This is a genomic window from Ferrimonas gelatinilytica (assembly GCF_039544205.1).
Taxonomy (GTDB): Bacteria; Pseudomonadota; Gammaproteobacteria; order Enterobacterales; family Shewanellaceae; genus Ferrimonas; species Ferrimonas gelatinilytica.
Map to the genome: position 1 here is coordinate 256,113 of NZ_BAABLF010000006.1, position 17,263 is coordinate 273,375.

At 57.6% G+C, this 17,263-nt stretch carries 17 protein-coding genes and 5 tRNA genes; 19 read left to right on the forward strand and 3 right to left on the reverse strand.

Features of this window, described 5'->3' with window-relative positions:
- Window positions 1-70 precede the first annotated feature (70 nt).
- Both ABD997_RS06135 and ABD997_RS06140 read left to right on the forward strand, forming a co-directional pair.
- A complete protein-coding gene (locus tag ABD997_RS06135) occupies window positions 71-895 on the forward strand; it encodes an ABC transporter ATP-binding protein (RefSeq protein WP_345316129.1) in 825 nt (274 codons plus the stop codon).
- The gene (locus ABD997_RS06140) at window positions 873-2,075 is read left to right on the forward strand and encodes an ABC transporter permease (protein ID WP_345316130.1); all 1,203 of its coding nucleotides are present in this window, start codon (window positions 873-875) and stop codon (window positions 2,073-2,075) included. Before ABD997_RS06135 ends, ABD997_RS06140 begins: the two co-directional genes overlap by 23 nt.
- A 120-nt stretch (window positions 2,076-2,195) precedes the next feature.
- On the opposite strand, the gene ABD997_RS06145 is transcribed toward ABD997_RS06140, so the two are convergent.
- Together ABD997_RS06145 and gloB are read right to left on the reverse strand one after the other, a co-directional pair.
- Window positions 2,196-3,773, reverse strand: a complete 1,578-nt coding sequence (locus ABD997_RS06145; RefSeq protein WP_345316131.1) for a lytic transglycosylase — start codon at window positions 3,771-3,773, stop codon at window positions 2,196-2,198.
- Window positions 3,774-3,851: 78 nt separating this feature from the next.
- Entirely contained in the window at window positions 3,852-4,631 is a 780-nt protein-coding gene (gene gloB, locus ABD997_RS06150) for a hydroxyacylglutathione hydrolase (RefSeq protein ID WP_345316132.1), read from the reverse strand.
- A gap of 112 nt (window positions 4,632-4,743) precedes the next feature.
- Here gloB and ABD997_RS06155 point away from each other — a divergent pair, with 112 nt between their 5' ends.
- Window positions 4,744-5,496 (forward strand): class I SAM-dependent methyltransferase, encoded by a 753-nt coding sequence (locus tag ABD997_RS06155; protein ID WP_345316133.1) that lies wholly within the window; start codon window positions 4,744-4,746, stop codon window positions 5,494-5,496.
- Here ABD997_RS06155 and rnhA read toward each other — a convergent pair.
- Window positions 5,463-5,963: a ribonuclease HI gene (rnhA, locus tag ABD997_RS06160; RefSeq protein WP_345316134.1), complete on the reverse strand. Its 501-nt coding sequence runs from the start codon at window positions 5,961-5,963 to the stop codon at window positions 5,463-5,465. The genes ABD997_RS06155 and rnhA overlap by 34 nt on opposite strands.
- 73 nt (window positions 5,964-6,036) lie before the next feature.
- On the opposite strand from rnhA, the gene dnaQ reads away from it, so the two are divergent.
- The 16 genes from dnaQ to ABD997_RS06235 all read left to right on the forward strand — a co-directional run bounded on the left by dnaQ (window position 6,037) and on the right by ABD997_RS06235 (window position 16,720).
- On the forward strand, window positions 6,037-6,768 hold the full coding sequence (gene dnaQ, locus ABD997_RS06165; RefSeq protein WP_345316135.1) for a DNA polymerase III subunit epsilon: 732 nt from the start codon (window positions 6,037-6,039) through the stop codon (window positions 6,766-6,768).
- A gap of 57 nt (window positions 6,769-6,825) precedes the next feature.
- Entirely contained in the window at window positions 6,826-7,500 is a 675-nt protein-coding gene (locus tag ABD997_RS06170) for a helix-turn-helix domain-containing protein (protein ID WP_345316136.1), read from the forward strand.
- A gap of 221 nt (window positions 7,501-7,721) precedes the next feature.
- A tRNA-Asp gene (locus tag ABD997_RS06175) sits at window positions 7,722-7,798 on the forward strand.
- Window positions 7,799-7,875: 77 nt separating this feature from the next.
- Window positions 7,876-7,952: transfer RNA gene (locus ABD997_RS06180), tRNA-Asp, on the forward strand.
- A gap of 273 nt (window positions 7,953-8,225) precedes the next feature.
- On the forward strand, window positions 8,226-8,867 hold the full coding sequence (gene uvrY / locus ABD997_RS06185; RefSeq protein ID WP_345316137.1) for a UvrY/SirA/GacA family response regulator transcription factor: 642 nt from the start codon (window positions 8,226-8,228) through the stop codon (window positions 8,865-8,867).
- 14 nt (window positions 8,868-8,881) lie between these two features.
- Complete coding sequence (gene uvrC / locus ABD997_RS06190) at window positions 8,882-10,717, forward strand: excinuclease ABC subunit UvrC (RefSeq protein ID WP_345316138.1); 1,836 nt, start codon at window positions 8,882-8,884, stop codon at window positions 10,715-10,717.
- A gap of 47 nt (window positions 10,718-10,764) precedes the next feature.
- On the forward strand, window positions 10,765-11,316 hold the full coding sequence (pgsA, locus tag ABD997_RS06195; protein WP_345316139.1) for a CDP-diacylglycerol--glycerol-3-phosphate 3-phosphatidyltransferase: 552 nt from the start codon (window positions 10,765-10,767) through the stop codon (window positions 11,314-11,316).
- Between the two features lie 157 nt (window positions 11,317-11,473).
- Window positions 11,474-11,549 (forward strand) — tRNA-Gly (locus ABD997_RS06200).
- Window positions 11,550-11,591: 42 nt separating this feature from the next.
- Window positions 11,592-11,665: transfer RNA gene (locus ABD997_RS06205), tRNA-Cys, on the forward strand.
- A 35-nt stretch (window positions 11,666-11,700) separates the two neighbouring features.
- Window positions 11,701-11,786: transfer RNA gene (locus tag ABD997_RS06210), tRNA-Leu, on the forward strand.
- A 233-nt stretch (window positions 11,787-12,019) separates the two neighbouring features.
- Window positions 12,020-12,292, forward strand: a complete 273-nt coding sequence (locus ABD997_RS06215; protein WP_345316140.1) for a hypothetical protein — start codon at window positions 12,020-12,022, stop codon at window positions 12,290-12,292.
- Window positions 12,293-13,411, forward strand: a complete 1,119-nt coding sequence (locus tag ABD997_RS06220; protein ID WP_345316141.1) for a tyrosine-type recombinase/integrase — start codon at window positions 12,293-12,295, stop codon at window positions 13,409-13,411.
- Window positions 13,408-14,169, forward strand: coding sequence for a hypothetical protein (locus tag ABD997_RS06225; protein WP_345316142.1), 762 nt, complete (start codon window positions 13,408-13,410; stop codon window positions 14,167-14,169). Before ABD997_RS06220 ends, ABD997_RS06225 begins: the two co-directional genes overlap by 4 nt.
- Window positions 14,170-14,246: 77 nt before the next feature.
- Window positions 14,247-14,459 carry a helix-turn-helix domain-containing protein gene (locus tag ABD997_RS14980; RefSeq protein WP_425557052.1) on the forward strand — a complete coding sequence of 71 codons (213 nt, stop codon included), beginning with the start codon at window positions 14,247-14,249 and terminating at the stop codon, window positions 14,457-14,459.
- Between the two features lie 13 nt (window positions 14,460-14,472).
- Window positions 14,473-15,438, forward strand: coding sequence for a primase-helicase zinc-binding domain-containing protein (locus ABD997_RS06230; RefSeq protein WP_345316143.1), 966 nt, complete (start codon window positions 14,473-14,475; stop codon window positions 15,436-15,438).
- A 1-nt stretch (window position 15,439) separates the two neighbouring features.
- Entirely contained in the window at window positions 15,440-16,720 is a 1,281-nt protein-coding gene (locus ABD997_RS06235; protein WP_345316144.1) for a VapE domain-containing protein, read from the forward strand.
- Window positions 16,721-17,263: the final 543 nt, after the last annotated feature.

Genomic DNA, 17,263 nt, shown 5'->3' on the forward strand with positions numbered 1-17,263 from the left:
ATGGTTGTTATCGCATGGTTTACGACGATAACATGACGGTCAAAATGGCACCAAGATAGGATCGCTTTGGATGATCGAGATTGAGGGCTTATCGAAGCGTTTTGCGCTGGCGGATCCTAAGAGGGCCGCCCAGTCACAACGGCGTGATCCACGCCAGCGGGGGCGCCATTTCTACTCGGTAGAGTCGGTCTCGTTGAGCTGCCCCGCCGGAGAAGTGCTGGGGCTGATTGGCCCCAACGGAGCGGGGAAAACCACCACCTTGCGCCTGCTTTCCGGTGTTCTGCGTCCGGACGCGGGGCGAATCGTGATCGATGGTGAGCCGCTGGATACCCGGGACGGTGAACTGCGGCGTCGTATCGGATTTCTCTCCGCCTCGACCGCGCTGTATGAGCGGCTGACGGTCGAGGAAAACCTGCGCTACTTTGGCCAGCTCTACGGTATGACGGTGCAGGCATTGGATGAGCGTATTGCCCTGCTGCAGGAGCAGTTGGCGTTTTCCGACTTTCGCCATCGCCGGGTGATGGATCTCTCATCGGGGATGCGACAGCGCGCCAACATCGCCAGGGCGGTGATCCATCAACCCCGAGCGATCGTGCTCGATGAGCCCACCACCGGCCTCGATATCATGGCCACCGAGGTGGTGCTTCAGTTCATTGATCAGCAGCGCCAGTCTGGCGTTCCGGTGATCTTCTCGACACACCATCTTGAGGAGATCTGCCTGCTTTGTGACCGGCTGGCGGTGATGCAACTGGGCAGGACGGTTTTCAATGGTCCGCTGGAAGCCTACGCCGGCAGCCGGGATCTTGAGCCCCTGAGGCGCACCTTCATGGCCCAGGCACTGGCCAGCAGGGAAGAGAGTCGGGAGGTGGGCGATGCTCAAGCTCATCTGGCTTAAGGAGATCAAGGACCTGCTGCGGGATCGCAAGACGCTCTGGTTTGTCCTGCTGATGCCGACGCTCATCATGCCTGCGTTGATGGGGGGAGCCCTCTACCTGACCAGCAGCGGGATCCTGGATAAGCAGAATGAAACACTGGATTTCCAGTTGGTGGCGCCGCCGGCCTGGCGAGACACCCTGGGGACCCTTCTGGACGGCCATGAGGGGTTGCGCTGGCAGCGGGAGTTATCGCTCGAAGGGGAAGCCCAGTGGCGCGAGGCGATTGAGGCCGAGCGGCTGCACTTTGTGCTGCAGGTGCCCGATGGGTTTGATCCTGACCAGGATCACCCCAGCCAGTGGCAGCTCTACTACAACCAGACCGAAGATTTCGGCCAGTATGATCGCATCCACAAAGCACTGTCCCCGCTTTATGAGCAGTGGCGTGAGGAGCACCGCCAGCGCTGGGGCCTCACGGAGAGTCAGTCCCAGATGCTCACCGAGCCGGTCTCGTTAACCATGGTGGGCACCGCCGATGAGCGGGAAGCGATCGGTGAACGGATTGGCGGGCTGTTGCCCTACCTGCTGCTGGCACTGTGCCTGATTGGGGCCATGATGCCGGCGTTGGATGTCGCCGCGGGGGAGAAGGAGCGGGGTACCCTGGAAACCCTGTTGATGGCGCCGGTGCCCCGCTGGCAGTTGGTGTTGGCCAAGTTCGCCGTTATCGGCTGTGCCTCCATGCTGGTAGCGACCCTGTCGCTGCTGTGCGGGGTGATCTGGTTGCTGCTGGCGGGACAGGTGTTTGCAGTCAGTTTTCTGGTCACGGCAGCCACGACCCTGGGGGCCTTTGATATTTTCCTGATCCTGTTGTTGATCCTTCCTATCGCTTTTGCCATGTCGGCGATGCTACTGGCGCTTTCAGTCTATGCACGCAGTTACAAGGAGGCGCAAAACTACATGAGCCCGGTGAGCTTTCTTATCTTCCTGCCGGCGATGGTGGGGATGGTTCCGGGAATGGAGCTGAAGGGAGGCTGGTTATGGGCACCGATCGTCAATGTCACCCTGGCGATCAAGGAGCTGATTAAGGGCACCATCGATTACTCCTTGCTGTGGCCGGTGTTTACCGCCAATGCGCTCCTGGCGCTGATCCTGTTAGCGTTCTGTACCTTCTGGTTCAGTCGGGAACGGGTACTGTTTCGATAACGGCTTCCCGGCTCATTGCCCCCATGGAGGGTGGCAATGCGTCGAACGGAGGCCTTGGCACTCCCCCTTAGTCCCAAAGAAAAGGCCCGCAATGCTGCGGGCCTTTTTCGTCGATATCCATTACACCTGAACTTGGGTGACGTCGATGTAGAGCGTCAACTTCTGCCCGGGCTGCAGGTATTTTTGCTGCTCCAGTCGGTTCCAGCGGATCAGGTCTTTGACCGTCACTTTGAAGCGCTGACCGATGCGCGCCAGGGAGTCACCGCTGCGCACGGTATAGCTGATCTTCCGAATGATGGCGCTCTTGCTCTGGTTAGAGGCGACCTGGTTGACCCAGATGGTGAGTGTCTGGCCCAGTCGCAGCGTGTCGGAGGGGGCCATGCTGTTCCAGCTTGCCAGCTGATTGACGCTGACGTTGTTGGCCCGGGCGATGGTCCAGAGAGAGTCGCCGGACTTAACTTTGTACTCCAATTTGAAGTTCGCACGCTTGGTGGACTGATTGCGGGCCAGGCGCTGATCGGCGCTGAACTCGTAGTCCTCCGGGTCTTTGGCCGCCACCGGGATCAGCAGGGTTTGGCCGGCTCGGATCAGGTTGCTGCTCAGCTTGTTGACGCTCTGGATGATGCCGGTTCGCGTGTGGTACTTGCTGGCGATCACGCTGAGGCTATCGCCAGACTTGACCGTGTAACGGATCCAGTTCACCCGCTGGGTGCTGTCTGTATCCGCCAGTGCCAGGGTAAAGCCATCCACCTTGTCCACCGGGATCAGCAGTCGATGCGGCCCGTCCGGAGCGGTGGCCCAGCGGTTGAAACCAGGGTTGAGCTTGTGCAGTTCGCCGATCGGCATATCGGCCAGATCCGCTGCCAGGGAGAGGTCGATCTGAGACCCGACGTCCACCGGTTTCAGGGCCGGCTTGTTGGCGATGGGATTGAGGGTGATGCCATACTTGTCGGCGTTTTTGATCACATCCGCCAGGGCCAGCAACTGGGGCACGTAGCGCTCCGTTTCCCGCGGTAACTTGAGGGAGAAAAAGTCCGTCGACTTGCCGGCCTTACGATTGTTGCGAACGGCACGCAATACCCGGCCTTCGCCGGTGTTGTACGCCGCCAGGGCGTAGTTCCAGTTGTTATCCAGCTTGTCGTATAGGTACTCCATCATGTCCATGGCGGCGATGGTGGAGGCATACACGTCACGGCGACCGTCGTACCACCAGTTCTGTGTCAGGCCAAAGTGGCGGCCCATGGGGGCGGTAAACTGCCAGATCCCGGCTGCGGCACCGTGGGAGTACGCGAATACATCGAAGGAGCTCTCCACGATGGGCAGCAGGGCCAGTTCGATGGGAAGGCCGCGCTTTTCGACCTCCTCGACGATCAGGTACATGAAGGGTTCAGCGCGCTCAGAGATGGTCGCCAGGTGACGGGGATTGTTGATGTACCACTGGCGAAAGTGATCGATGCGCTTGTTGTTAGGAACCGCCAGGGTCATCTCCCTGCGGATCCGCTCCCAGACATCGCGGGGCGGTTGAGGCGCTTCTGGCTCGGAGACCGGGGCCGTCTCCTTCTTGCTGACGCTCGGCTCCAAGGCCTTCTCAGGGGCGTTGGAGGCCATGTCGTTGTCGATCATCGGTTCGGGTTGGCTTTGACACCCAACCAGAAATGCCGCAACGATAAAGGCGGTCAGCTTAGTTTTATTCAACATGTTATCGCTCAAAAAACCGAAAAGTTTGGCTCCTCTCCCTGGGGGAAGAACCGGCGAAAAAAACCGCATTCTACCAGATTATGAGAAGTTGTCCTTCCAAAGCCGCAAGGTCGCGAATCGGCTCACGCTGTCGGCCAGTCCAGCTTGTGTTCGCTGAGCCAAGCTGTTAACGACGGAAGGCTCGTCATAACGGAGAAACGGATTGATCAGCCGCTCTTGCGCGATGGTGCTAGGCAGGGTGGGGTGGTTGGCTTGTCGCCGTCCCTGGCACTGCCGCATGTAATCCTGTAGCGCGGCGTTGTCTGGCTCCACAGCCTGGGCAAAGCGTAAGTTGGCCAGGGTGTACTCGTGAGCACAGTATATTTTAGTGTCTCCAGGCAGCGCCGCCAGTCGCGACAGGGAGTGTTGCATCTGCGCTGGCGTGCCTTCGAACAGGCGTCCGCAACCGCCACTGAACAGGGTGTCGCCACAAAGCAGCATCAGCGGGCCGATAAAACCGATATGATCCAGGGTATGGCCGGGCAGAGCGATCACCTTGAGGGTGAGCGCAAGGCCATCAAGGGTGAAGGTGTCGCCCTCGCGGACCCGGCGGGTAATCCCCTCAATGGCGGGATTGTCCGGGCCGATCACTGAAAGGCCTGGGTAGGCCGCACTCAGGGCTTGGATCCCGCCGGTATGGTCCCAGTGATGGTGGGTAATCAAGATCCCTTCAAGGTTCAGATCCGCTGTGCTTAAATGGGCTAAGACCGGCTCGGCATCACCGGGATCCACCACCCAGGCGCTCCGGCCCTGGGCGAGGCACCAGATGTAGTTGTCATTGAAGGCCGGGATGGGAAACAGGGAGAGGGATGTTGACATGGTAAGGTTCGGCTGGGGGATTTGCCCCTAGGGTAACATCCCCAGAAGCGCTGGCCAGCCCCGGGCCTATCCGGGCCTGCTATGATAATGGACGAGGGTACCCAAATTGATAATGCGACCGGCTTACAGTCAACACAGTTTCGCCGTCCCGGACAGCTGGCATGCTCTGCCTAATGGAGAACGGCTCAAGGAGCAGATTGCCGCGTCCCTCAACGAATGGTGGCCACAAATCTTCGGTTACCACCTCTTAAAACTGGGGCCTCTCTCTAGTGATGTCTCATCGCAGCTTTGTCCGGTCCCCCACCAATTCGGCTTGGATCCTGAGAAGGGTCAGGTCAAAGCCCAGTGGGACGCGCTGCCTTTTCGCAGTGCCAGCATCGATGCCTGCCTCACGACCTTCTGTCTGGAATTCCATCGTGATCCCCACGGTATGCTTCGGGAGGTGGATCGCGTCCTCGTGTCCGGCGGGCACCTTCTCCTGGTCGGCTTCAACCCGGTCAGTGCCCTGGGCCTTGGTTACCTTTGGCCACCGAATCGGCATCGTTTCCCCTGGAAGGGAAGGCTGTTTACCCCCGCGAGGGTCCAGGACTGGCTTAGCGTCTTGGGTTACCGGGTGATGGCCCAGGAGTGCTTGAGTCAATCTGCTTTCTTCGGTGCCGCAGGCAGTTTCTCGTCACTGCAGTCCTGGATGACCCAGTGGTGTCCGGGTTTGGGCAGTGTCTACTTGATCGTCGCCGAGAAACTGGATTGCCCACTGACCCCGGCCCGACCCCGATGGCGGGTGCGACGCCCGCTGGTGGTCAACCCGGTACCAGAGTTGGCCGGACGTGATCAGACCGCAGCCCGAGAGGATGCCGACAGGTAGCCCTCATCGACGAGGAGCGTTTTGCCGGACGCCGCAGCCCGAGCCAGATCATCACAGCGTTCGTTGTTAGGGTCACCAGCGTGCCCCTTAACCCAATGCCAACGCACCTGGTGCTGTTGACTGAGGGCGTCAAGCCGTTGCCACAGGTCGACGTTCTTGACCGGCTGGCGGGCTTTGGTTTGCCAGCCATTGCGTTTCCAGCCGTGGATCCACTGCGTGATCCCCTGGCGCAGATACTGGCTGTCGGTATGAAGGTCGACCTCGCAGGGCTCGATAAGCGTTTCCAGCCCCACAATGGCGGCCAGCATCTCCATTCGATTGTTGGTGGTTTGGGCAAAACCCCCGTTCATCTCCTTGCGATGATGGCGATAGAGCAGGACAATGCCAAAGCCTCCCGGCCCTGGGTTGCCCAGGCAGGAGCCGTCGGTGTAGAGCGTGACCTGTTTTTTCTGCGTTTGCTGATGCATGAAAAGGCGGTGTCTTTGTTAAACGTGAAGCGCCGCAGTATACCCGATTCTATGACCCCTGACTGGAAGCCCCATGACTGACGCGACGCCGCCCTTACGACAGATTGTTTTCGATACGGAAACCACCGGTATGAACCAGGGAGTGGGGCCTCATTACCTGGGCCACCGGGTGATCGAGATCGGTTGTGTGGAGATGATCAACCGCAAATTGACCGGACGCACCTACCACGTTTTTATCCGGCCGGACCGCCCGGTGGATGAGGAAGCGATCCAGGTGCACGGGATCACCGATGAGTTCCTGCTCGATAAACCCGAGTTTGCCCAGATCGCCGACGAGTTTTTCGATTTCATCTGCGGGGCCGAATTGATCGCCCACAACGCGACCTTCGATATCGGCTTCCTGGATTACGAATTTGAGATGCTCGGCCGCTTCGGCAAAGTGACGGATCACTGCAGCGTGATCGACACCCTGAAGGTGGCGCGGGAGAAGAAAAACCGCGGGGAGATCCAGGGGAACCTCAACCTGGATGCCCTCTGCCGCTTCTACGGCATCGACAACTCGCACCGAACCCTGCACGGCGCCTTGTTGGACTCCGAGATCCTGGCGGATGTCTACCTCTACATGACCGGTGGGCAGACCAAGCTTCAGTTCAACAGTGGCAACAGTGATGGTGGCGAAGCGATACGGCGATTGCCCGCTGAGCGGGCTACTACCCGGGTGATCCGGGCCTGTACCGAAGAGCTTGAGAGCCACAAGGAGCGCATGGCAGCGGTCAGTGATGCCATCTGGTACCGGTCATCCTGAGTGGCCGAATTTAGGAACACGGAATAGTTCATTTAGCTGAAATGAAGGGAGAACTGAATGGCAGTCGATAAAGCCAGTCGAGAAGCGGCGGAGCGCCGATTGATCCAACGCGCCAATGAACTGGGCGTGAAGCAGGTGGATCTGGTGCGCGCTACCGGCAAAGGGAAGTCCACTGTTAACGGTTGGTTTGTCGGCAAAGGGTTCCCCACCGGCGTGACCCTGATCAAGGTGTGTCGTGCCCTGCGCTGCTCGGTGGAGTGGCTGGTGATGGGGGAAGGGGCCGTGGCGCCCGCCTCCCCGGCCCACTTTGTGGCCAGCTTGCCAGGGGCCTGGGAGTGGCGTCACCATCCCGGCGCCAACCATCTGCGCCTGCCCAGGCTTACCCTGGACGGCAACGACCAGGTGGAGGTGCGACTGGCCTCCCGGGATATGCTGAAGCGCTCCGAGCACCCGGAGGCAGCGGCCTGGCTGCCGGTGGTGGGGGCCTGCGCTGAGCCGGTGGTGGCGTTGGGGGATCTGGCGCTGGTGGATACCGGCTGCCGGAGCATTGAAGGCTCCGGTGAGTACTGGGCACTGGCCTACAGTGGCGGCATCGCAGTGCATCGCTGCCACACGGATCCCAGCGGCTCCATCATCCTGGAGGACGCTTCTCGGCCCAGCGGGGCCATGACCGTGGCCCGAGGCGACATTAAGGTGCTGGGCAAGGTGTTCATGCGCTATGGGCCGATTTGAATCTGTCAAACTAAGGAGCCTTGGTGTGCCGCGCTCGGGGGTAGGGCGTTTACTTACCTGAAAAGTCGGCGGTCGCAGTAGGGTGATGCTCTCCATTTCAACAGCTTGGCTAAAAAACGACTGACCTCGTCAGGAATGATGAAAAAGCGGTTGACGCTCAATCTGTCCCTCATTAATATCCGCCTCGTCTTCCGATGGCGCTGCCGCGGAAGACTGAGTGCGGAGTGGTAGTTCAGTTGGTTAGAATACCGGCCTGTCACGCCGGGGGTCGCGGGTTCGAGTCCCGTCCACTCCGCCATCTATTTGCGGTTCTTGATGAGCCAACAGGGGGTCGAGCAACGCCAGCTCGGTCAGCTGTCTAAACCAGTTTTGTGCGGAGTGGTAGTTCAGTTGGTTAGAATACCGGCCTGTCACGCCGGGGGTCGCGGGTTCGAGTCCCGTCCACTCCGCCATCGCATCCAGAAACCCAGCCTAAAGGCTGGGTTTCTGCTTTTTAGCGCCCCACCCGGAATACAGAGTTATTTAACGCCCTGTTTTCTCCCCCTTTCGTTCCGTCTCCAGTTTTTATTGGCGTAAAGATTTTTTCTCTTTTGCTCAGAAACTCGGCAATAACGCCGGCATTCCCGGATTGGCTCCAAGGTTGTGTTGACGGGATAGGGGAGATAAGTATCATCGTGACATCGAGAGAGGATTTTTCCTCTGTTCGTCAGTGGAGATGAGTCAACGTGATCAACGTTTTTTTGGTTGATGACCACGCTTTAGTGCGTACCGGGATCCGGCGGATACTGGACGATGAGCGTGGCATCAAAGTGGTTGGTGAAGCAGGCGATGGCGAGCAAGCTGCCGCTTGGTGCCGGAAAAATGTTGTGGACGTCGTGGTGATGGACATGAGCATGCCGGGGATCGGCGGCCTGGAAGCGACGCGTAAAATCCTCCACTTCAACCCGGATGCCAAGGTCATCATACTGACCGTTCACACCGAAGAGCCCATCCCCTCCCGGGTGATGGCGGCGGGCGCAGCGGGGTTCCTGACCAAAAATGCGCCCCCGGCGGACATGGTTCAGGCTATTCGGGCTGTTGCCTCCGGCCAGCGATACATTGATCCGGTGATTGCGCAACAGATGGCCCTGCGGCCGTTCAACCCGGAAAAGAACCCCTTCGACGAACTCTCCGATCGCGAGCTGCAGATCACCATGATGGTGATCAATGGTCAGAAGGTGGTCGACATCGCCGACCAGCTCAATATCAGCCCAAAAACGGTCAACGCTTATCGTTACCGCCTCTTTGAGAAGCTCAAGATCAGCGGGGACGTGGAGCTGACTCGTCTGGCCATCCGTTATGGTATGTTGGACGCAGAGAAGATCTGACGACAACCTGCCCTATGGCCCCCTCTTTTGACCCCCAGGCCTTTCTTAGCTCGGTCACCAATCAACCCGGTGTCTACCGAATGTACGATGCGCCCGGGGGCACCGTGCTCTACGTTGGCAAGGCCAAGGACCTGAAAAAGCGCCTGAGCTCCTATTTCCGGCGCCAGGTCGACAGCGTTAAAACCCGCGCATTGGTGGCCCAAATCGGCCATATCGAGGTGACGGTTACCCACACGGAAACCGATGCGCTGATCCTCGAACACGATTACATCAAGCAGTACATGCCCAAGTACAATGTGCTGCTTCGTGACGACAAATCCTATCCCTACATTCTCCTGTCTGAGCATCGCCACCCACGCCTGGCATTCCATCGCGGCGCCCGTCGGGCAAAAGGCACCTACTTTGGCCCCTATCCCAACGGCGGTGCGGTGCGGGAAAGCCTGCACCTGATGCAGAAACTCTTTCCGGTCCGTCAGTGTGAGGATGGCTTCTACCGTAACCGCAGCCGTCCCTGCCTGCAGTACCAGCTGAAGCGCTGCTCCGGCCCCTGCGCCGGTATGATCAGCGATGAGGCTTACGGGGAGCAGGTTAGATTGCTGAAACTCTTCCTGCAGGGACAGAGCCAGCAGGTGATCGGCGCCCTGGTCAGCAAGATGGAAGCGGCCAGTGCGGCTCTGGAGTTTGAACAGGCGGCCCGTTATCGCGATCAGATCCAGGCGCTGCGTAAGGTCCAGGAGCAACAAGGGGTACAGGGGCGTGCCGAGGGCGAGCTGGATATCGTTGGCATCGCCGTTGAGGGCGGCATGGCCTGCTGCCACCTGCTCTTTGTTCGCAAGGGCAAGATCATGGGCAGCCGCAGCTACTTTCCTAAACTCCCCCGCAACACCGAACCAGAAGAGGTGCTGGAGTCCTTCCTGCTGCAGTTCTATCTCGGTGGCGGTGAGGATCGGCAGATCCCGAAGGAGATCATCCTCAGCCAGGAGCAGGACTGGAGCCTGGCGGAGAAGGCGATCGGCAAGCACAGCGGCCAGTCTGTGACGATCAAGAGTCGGGTCCGGGGCGAGCGGGCACAGTTCCAGCGCTTGGCGCAAACCAACGCCCACAGTGCCCTCGTGTCACGGCTGGCCCATAAAACCACGGTGGCGGAACGTTTCCGCCAGCTTGCCGAGGCGCTGGAGCTGAAGCAGCCGATCCGTCGAATGGAGTGTTTCGATATCAGCCACACCATGGGCGAGAAAACGGTGGCTTCCTGTGTGGTGTTCAATGATGAGGGGCCTGCCAAGGCGGAGTATCGGCGCTACAACATCGCGGGGATCACCCCCGGGGACGATTACGCGGCCATGACCCAGGCGCTGCAGAGACGTTACCAGAACAGCCAGGATGCCGAAACGCTGCCCGATATCCTCTTCATCGATGGGGGCAAGGGGCAACTGACCCAGGCGGAGCAGGTGATGGAGCAGGCGCTGGCCGACACAGACCTCCCTACGCCGCTGCTGGTTGGCGTGGCCAAGGGGGAGAGTCGCAAGCCGGGACTGGAGACGTTGATCCTGGGCTTCAGTCGTGAGGTGATCGACCTGCCCGCCGACGCGCCGGCGCTGCATCTTATCCAGCATATCCGTGATGAAGCCCACCGCTTTGCCATCAGTGGGCACCGCGCCGCCCGAGGCAAGGCACGGAGAGAGTCGGTGCTGGAATCGATTCCGGGAATTGGTGCTAAACGGCGTCAGCAGTTGCTTAAGTTCTTGGGTGGCATGCAGGAATTGAAGCGTGCCAGCGTGGCTGAAATTGCCAAAGTGCCGGGGATTAGCACACAACTGGCGCAAAAGATCCATGATGCGTTGCGCAGCTAGTCGGTAATGCGGCATGATTGGCGCCACGTCGTGTTGCCGGGCCCGTTATGAAACTCAATATCCCCAATATTCTTACCCTGATCCGCCTGTTCATGATCCCGGTTTTCGTCGGCCTGTTCTACTTCCCTTGGAAGTGGGCTTTCATGGCGGCTGCCGTCCTGTTTGTACTGGCGTCCCTGACCGACGCACTCGACGGCTATCTTGCACGGCGGCTCAATCAGTCCACCCCCTTCGGCGCCTTTTTAGACCCGGTAGTCGACAAACTGATGGTGGCAACGGCACTGGTGATGCTGGTGGAGCATTACGACAATGGCCTTGTGACCTTTGCGGCGACCGTGATGATTGGCCGCGAGATCGTCATCTCAGCGTTGCGGGAGTGGATGGCGGAGATGGGGAAACGGGGCATCGTCGCCGTCTCCTGGTTGGGGAAATTTAAAACGGCCGCGCAGATGATTGCCATTACCGGATTGATCGCCCAGTTCTCTCCGCTGGTCACCGAGGTCTCGTTGTGGCTGCTCTATGTGGCGACCTTCCTGACCATCTGGTCTATGCTCTCCTACATTCATGCCGCCTGGGGGGATCTGACCCGCCACGGCTAATCGATGAACCGGGTTTGCCCAATGGCTAAGCGTCTTGGTTGAAAAGGCGGCAAACGATTCATTTCTAGGAAGAGAGTCGTTGACCTAATCCCTCCTATGGGTAGAATACATTTCGTCTTCGGGAGAAACCCCGTTTCACCGGAGCCGAGAAGACAAAGCGGCACTAGCTCAGTTGGTAGAGCGCAACCTTGCCAAGGTTGAGGTCACGAGTTCGAACCTCGTGTGCCGCTCCAGTTATTATCGAGTCGATGTTCATCGGCTTGACCACAGAATATGGCGCGTTGGCAGAGTGGCTATGCAGCGGATTGCAAATCCGTGGACCTCGGTTCGACTCCGGGACGCGCCTCCATTCTTTTCGTCCCCGAAAGGTATACGAAACTCGATGCCCGAGTGGTGGAATTGGTAGACACAAGGGATTTAAAATCCCTCGCTCCTAGAGCGTGCCGGTTCAAGTCCGGCCTCGGGTACCACCTCTCAGGCACAGAAAAATCACGACATTTAAGCTCAATCCTTCAATGGGTTGGGCTTTTTTGTTGTCTCTGATTCCGGGAAAACCACGCTGTAATTTTCTTACCATCATCCTTGTCGTTAACTCAATCGGACATTCCGTTTGCAGTTAAAATTTTAACTGGATAAGGGTCTGATCTGTGTTCCGGCGCTTTAGTAATGGGTGCTGAATAATATTGCTATGCGTATCAGGGAGTTGCAATGTGAACTTGAGAGGGCCAACGCCCGTCCCCAACGGGGTTACAAGCCCAAAGAGGTGGTGCTGGATCTCCTCAGCTTGGCGCTGCAGACCGGGATCAAGGGGAGTCACCGGGAGGTGCTTGAATCCACTCTAGAGCAGGTGCGTGGTCACAGGGAGTTGACCGACAGTCACTACCAGGCCAGTGCCGGTAACGTCGTGGATAAGACTCGGCCGGGGTTCATCCTCTGCGAACCCAAAGGTCGTCGACGACGCTGGATCTACCGCTAGGTGCCTCAAGGGACCAAGAGCTCTAAGCAACTGACGCTGGGGTATGCCCCGGAAATGACGTTGTCGGAGGCCCGCAGTCGCTGGGAGGTCGCTTACCTGGCTCATAAGCGTCACCAGTGCCCCGAACAGGCCCTGGCCATCGCCGATGGTAAGGGAGAGATGACGGTCGCAGAGCTGGTCCGAAAGTACCTTGTCAAGTACGCCAAGGTCCACACCAAGCCTCAAACCTACAAAGGTTATGATGACACCCTCCACCGCGAGTTGCTCCCTAACTACAGCCACCTCCCCGCAACCCACCTGAACCAGAATCATGTCAGGGCGATTCTGCTGGAGATCTGCCGCAGAGCGAAGGAGGAACGAGGCCGCTCCGGGATCCGGTCGGCTCAGAAGGCGCTGCAGGCCATCAAGGGGATGTATAAGGTTGCCACTGGGCGCAATAAGAAGCTGGGCAATCTTGAGCCCTGGCTACCTATAGGGCATCCGGACCCAACGGAGGGCGTAAATCCTGGCACTGAAGATGCGCGGATAGCGGATATGTCCCGAGATGAACTTCGTGGCATGTTGCGAGCGATGAGGGCCGAGGAGGTGCTCAATCGAACAGCCCACGACGCCTTGCTGATGATCCTCTATACCTTCGGGCGGGTAACTGAAGTGTGTGAGATGCGATGGGAGCACGTGGACTTCTCAGAGGGGACTTGGCAGCTGCCCGGCACGGAAACGAAAAACGGGCTGCCCCAACGAGTGATGCTGTCTCCTCAGGCACTGTCTCTGCTGGAGCGCCGTAAGGCGTCAGCCAATGGGAGGCCGTGGGTATTTGCCCAAGAACGAGATGGTTCTAAGCCACTGACAGCGGATCGATTGGGAGCGCTGGTTCGAGAAAACCGCAAGGCATTGGGTTTCGCAGAGGGCCGTGAGGTAACTCCTTACTGGCTCAGGCACCGGGCCTTGACCTGGTTAAAGGAAGAGGGGGCCAACAAGGACATTCGCGATAGGCTCAGCAACCACAAAGGTGAGGGGGTTGACGCCATCTACACTCATACTGCAAACATGGATCAGTTGGCTCAGGAGTGGACACAGAAATGGGCCGATGCGCTCGAAAGCTGGAGGGCGGACGCATGAGCGGAAAACATGAACTCTCCTACGACGTTAAGTGCATAGGTGCTGCGTTCGGTTCCTCCTACGAAACTTTTTTCGTGGATGACCGAAGGTGGACAGGCTATGGCAAAGGAGTAGTACCCAAGTATTGTTATCCGTCCCCGCGCTTTTTGGCTGAGCGATTAATACTCCCATCAGGAATGCTTCCCGCACTCGAAGCAGCGATGGAGCGAGTGTGGCACCACGATCGATCGCGAAAGCTGTACGTGATAGTGATTTCAGCTTTGATCGATGGACTGCGTACATCAGGGCGTAAAGTCGAGCACCTTTCTGCCGGGCAGATCGCTAAGCTGCAGGAAAAGGGCCTTAAGCAAATAGATCAGTCAATATCCACCTATGTGAAGCTGGGGGATCATGTATCCGGGGTAATCCCAGTGCTTGAATCACTCAGGCGAGCGATAAAGCAGGCCGAATCGCTTGATCTTAGTAAGGCAGGTTTTTGGGCCTTCAATTGTGGCCAGGACTGGTGGCTCAATGCACTACTGGACGGTTGGTTCTTCCGTTACGACGAGATGCCACCGACGAGTAGGAAGAGTACGTTCCACCAGGTTGTGCTGGGATTTTCAGATGTTTTTTGCGAGGACGGCAAAGTACGTTCTTCCTACGAAGACAAGCTGAACAGCCTGATCGCCAAGCATGGCGAGCAATTCAAGAAAAACCAGGCCTGGTTACAAATCATCTCTCCACTTTGGGATACGGAAAATACGCAAAAAGAAGTTTGAAAACCGTACCCTCCTGAAAAGGCCCAAGAGTTCAAATAGGTGCCGTGGAATAACCCACGGCATTTAGGAGTACTGCTATGGCGCCTCGCCGATGCACCGAGTCTTCACTGGGCTCAAACAAAGCCTGCCACCTCTCTGTTGCGCAACTTGCGGACGAATGGTCATGCAACCCAGCCACCATTTCTCGTTTGGTCGAGCGGGGCGAACTGAAGGCGTTCCGTCTTGGTCGTGTCCTGCGGATCCCGCGAACTTCGGTTGACGCCTACGTCCAACGGCAAGCTGTGCAGTGAGAGGAGGTAGTCTATGAAGACCGTATCGATGATCGCAGACCACGCCAAATCCAAATGGGATTGGATCCTGCCGACGCTCTCCGTCCCCGTTGGCCAGTTTGGGAAACACGGGCCATGCCCTCTGTGCGGGGGGAAAGACCGCTTCCGCATCACCAACCTCAATGGCAAAGGCAACTACTTCTGTAACCAATGCGGCTACGGAGATGGGATCATGCTCGTCGCCAGGTACTTTGGGGTCACAGTGCTGGAGGCGGCCAGAATGGTCGCTGCAGTCATAGATGGGGGTTGTCCCGACCATGCTAAACCGGCTCAAAGAGCGCTCACTCCGCCGTCGCTCGATGAAGTCGCCGGCAAGGCGAGTTGGCTGCTGAGTAAGGCTACTACTCAGTCAGGAGGCCCCTATCTCAGTCGTAAGGGGTTGGCCGACGTTGAAGCCAGACTACTGGAAGATGGTCAACAGGTATTGGCGTTGCACGATGAGGCGTTTCGAATTCGTAGCGCCCAACTTATCGATGCAGACGGCACCAAGCGCTTTCTGCGTGGTACCAAGTTGTCCGGTCTGTGGAGCCCTCTCAGTGGCCCGGGTTTTGTTGGTGCTGGTGATGCGAGTCCTGCGCAATCGCTGCTGGTGGCCGAGGGGGCAGGTACGGCGTTAACGGGGAAAAAGCTGCACGGAGGATCTGATGTGTCGTTGGCTGCCGCCTCGGTGCTCACTGCTGCAAACTATTGTGCTGCGATGCCGTCAATCTTGGCCAACCATCAACCGAGCAAACTGTATCTCTTGGCGGATAACGATGCCGATGGCAAAGGATTGTTGGCTGCCAGCGCTGCAGCCGAGTACTGCCTGCGCAAAGTTCCGAGCGTGTTCTTGGTCTTGCCACCAGAGCCTGGCGACTGGAATGACATCTATCAAAAGTACGGACTGGATGAAGCACGCGAGCGCTTCGTTGCGGCCACGGTTCAGGTTAAGGAGGGCTGATATGGACGTCGTGGATATCAAGGAAGTTGGTCAGGGCACCGGGCACAGCGTCGACTCGCGACCATGCTTTCGGGATCTAACCCATACTGGGCGTCCCAAGGGCACACTGGAGAACTACCGCGCCCTACTGGCGTTTTACAGTATTGACTGTCGCTTCAACGTCATCACCAAGGAGATGGAGATATTGTTTCCTGGCAAGCAGTTCCAGCATGACAACGCGCTCAACAGCCAGTTGGCCCACGTAAGGTCACTGGCAGCGCGGCATGACGTCCCGGATAAGAACCTGGATGCTTACGTGTTGGCGATCGCCGCAGAGTCGCCACACAATCCGATTCTGCAATGGGTTGAGTCGAGAGCCTGGGATGGGCAAGACCGCCTGCAAGCGGTCTTTGATTCCCTGGAAGTGGTTAAGGAAGATGTCCCGTGGCGCAACGTCATCTTGTTGCGTTGGTTAATGTGTAGTATCGGGCTGCTCTTTAACGAGCGGGGGGACCTCAGTGCCGAAGGCGTGCTGGTGCTTCAAGGAAAGCAGGGAGTTGGCAAAACCCGATGGCTTCAGCAAATGGGCGGCGGCATGGTGAACGATTACGTTGCCAGTGGTCTTACCCTCAACCCCAGCAACCGAGATAGCGTGATGACGGCAACCGCGAACTGGATGGTGGAACTGGGTGAGTTGGACGGTACCTTTGCTAAGTCAGAATTGGCGCACCTGAAGGCATTTCTCACTGCAGGACAGGACCGTTTTCGTCGGCCTTACGCCAAGGCAGACAACTGCTACCCGCGCAGGACCACCTTCTTTGCGTCGGTGAACGATCCGCATTTCCTTGCTGATCCTACTGGAAACCGTCGGTTCTGGTGTCTGTCGGTACGCTGCTGCCATGTGGTCGAGCTGGATTGGCAACAGGTTTGGGCACAGGTTCTGTCACTGCTGTTAGATCAGCAAGCCGATGGCATTGCTCACCCTTGGCGGCTCAGTGCCGAGGAGCAGGCAGAGCTCACCGAACGTAACGCTAAGTATATGCTGACAGACACGGTGCAGGATGCTCTCATTGAGGCCTTTGGGGGGCAGGCAGAGTCAAGTCAGTTTATCGACGCCTCGGCTCGTGACATCTGCAATCTGCTCTCGTTGCCGGAAAAGATGGCCATCAAGGTAGGTAAGGCACTTTCTTCCATGGGTTTCGAGCAGACCCGATCAGCGTCTCGACGCTGGCGCTTGCCCTACCCAAGGGGAGTGACAGCTCAGCAGCTGCGTCACCTGAAGATAAAAACCGTTTCGGCGTAACCTAAGAGGGGGCTTCGGCCCCCAAATCTCTCGTCAGAACGTCGGTCAACTTCTTGTCTTTCCCTTTCTTTTCTTTCTACTCATTTTTTTGATGAATGTACTGAACACCTGTCGAGACACAAAGGGATGTTATAAACCGCCAGATAAGTAGAAACACGGTCTAAAAACCTTCCTTTCTGCCCAGCTTTCGATAATATGAGATCCCATTATTCTGTTGCTTTTAAACCATTTCTAGAAAAATAAATATACTCTCTGTTACTGTCCACTTCCCTTTCAATGGGCCGACAGATTTGCTGTGCCTCAGCTACTGTCTCAATATATGCTCTGGCAGTGTCTGAAGGTAACTCACCTTTATAATATGCCACAGCAATGGACTGAGTGCAGGAAACCGAATCTTCCTGATAATTAAAAATCTTAAAAATCTTAAAAGTCACGAAGGAAGCGGAAATAACCTACGGAGTCAGTATCATCTGCATCCTATGGTAAATAGGTGAACGGTCACCTTTATGACCCTAATGTTTTATATGTCACAATCATTGTAAG

What these genes read in the sequence shown, in the direction of transcription:
- ABD997_RS06155 (WP_345316133.1), top strand. Translation starts at nt 4,744, where the DNA reads ATGCGACCGGCTTACAGTCAACACAGTTTCGCCGTCCCGGACAGCTGG.
- pgsA (WP_345316139.1), top strand. Translation starts at nt 10,765, where the DNA reads ATGAAACTCAATATCCCCAATATTCTTACCCTGATCCGCCTGTTCATG.
- dnaQ (WP_345316135.1), top strand. Translation starts at nt 6,037, where the DNA reads ATGACTGACGCGACGCCGCCCTTACGACAGATTGTTTTCGATACGGAA.
- ABD997_RS06170 (WP_345316136.1), top strand. Translation starts at nt 6,826, where the DNA reads ATGGCAGTCGATAAAGCCAGTCGAGAAGCGGCGGAGCGCCGATTGATC.
- rnhA (WP_345316134.1), bottom strand. Translation starts at nt 5,963, where the DNA reads ATGCATCAGCAAACGCAGAAAAAACAGGTCACGCTCTACACCGACGGC.
- ABD997_RS06230 (WP_345316143.1), top strand. Translation starts at nt 14,473, where the DNA reads ATGAAGACCGTATCGATGATCGCAGACCACGCCAAATCCAAATGGGAT.
- uvrC (WP_345316138.1), top strand. Translation starts at nt 8,882, where the DNA reads ATGGCCCCCTCTTTTGACCCCCAGGCCTTTCTTAGCTCGGTCACCAAT.
- ABD997_RS06235 (WP_345316144.1), top strand. Translation starts at nt 15,440, where the DNA reads ATGGACGTCGTGGATATCAAGGAAGTTGGTCAGGGCACCGGGCACAGC.
- ABD997_RS06140 (WP_345316130.1), top strand. Translation starts at nt 873, where the DNA reads ATGCTCAAGCTCATCTGGCTTAAGGAGATCAAGGACCTGCTGCGGGAT.
- ABD997_RS06225 (WP_345316142.1), top strand. Translation starts at nt 13,408, where the DNA reads ATGAGCGGAAAACATGAACTCTCCTACGACGTTAAGTGCATAGGTGCT.
- ABD997_RS06135 (WP_345316129.1), top strand. Translation starts at nt 71, where the DNA reads ATGATCGAGATTGAGGGCTTATCGAAGCGTTTTGCGCTGGCGGATCCT.
- ABD997_RS06145 (WP_345316131.1), bottom strand. Translation starts at nt 3,773, where the DNA reads ATGTTGAATAAAACTAAGCTGACCGCCTTTATCGTTGCGGCATTTCTG.
- ABD997_RS14980 (WP_425557052.1), top strand. Translation starts at nt 14,247, where the DNA reads ATGGCGCCTCGCCGATGCACCGAGTCTTCACTGGGCTCAAACAAAGCC.
- gloB (WP_345316132.1), bottom strand. Translation starts at nt 4,631, where the DNA reads ATGTCAACATCCCTCTCCCTGTTTCCCATCCCGGCCTTCAATGACAAC.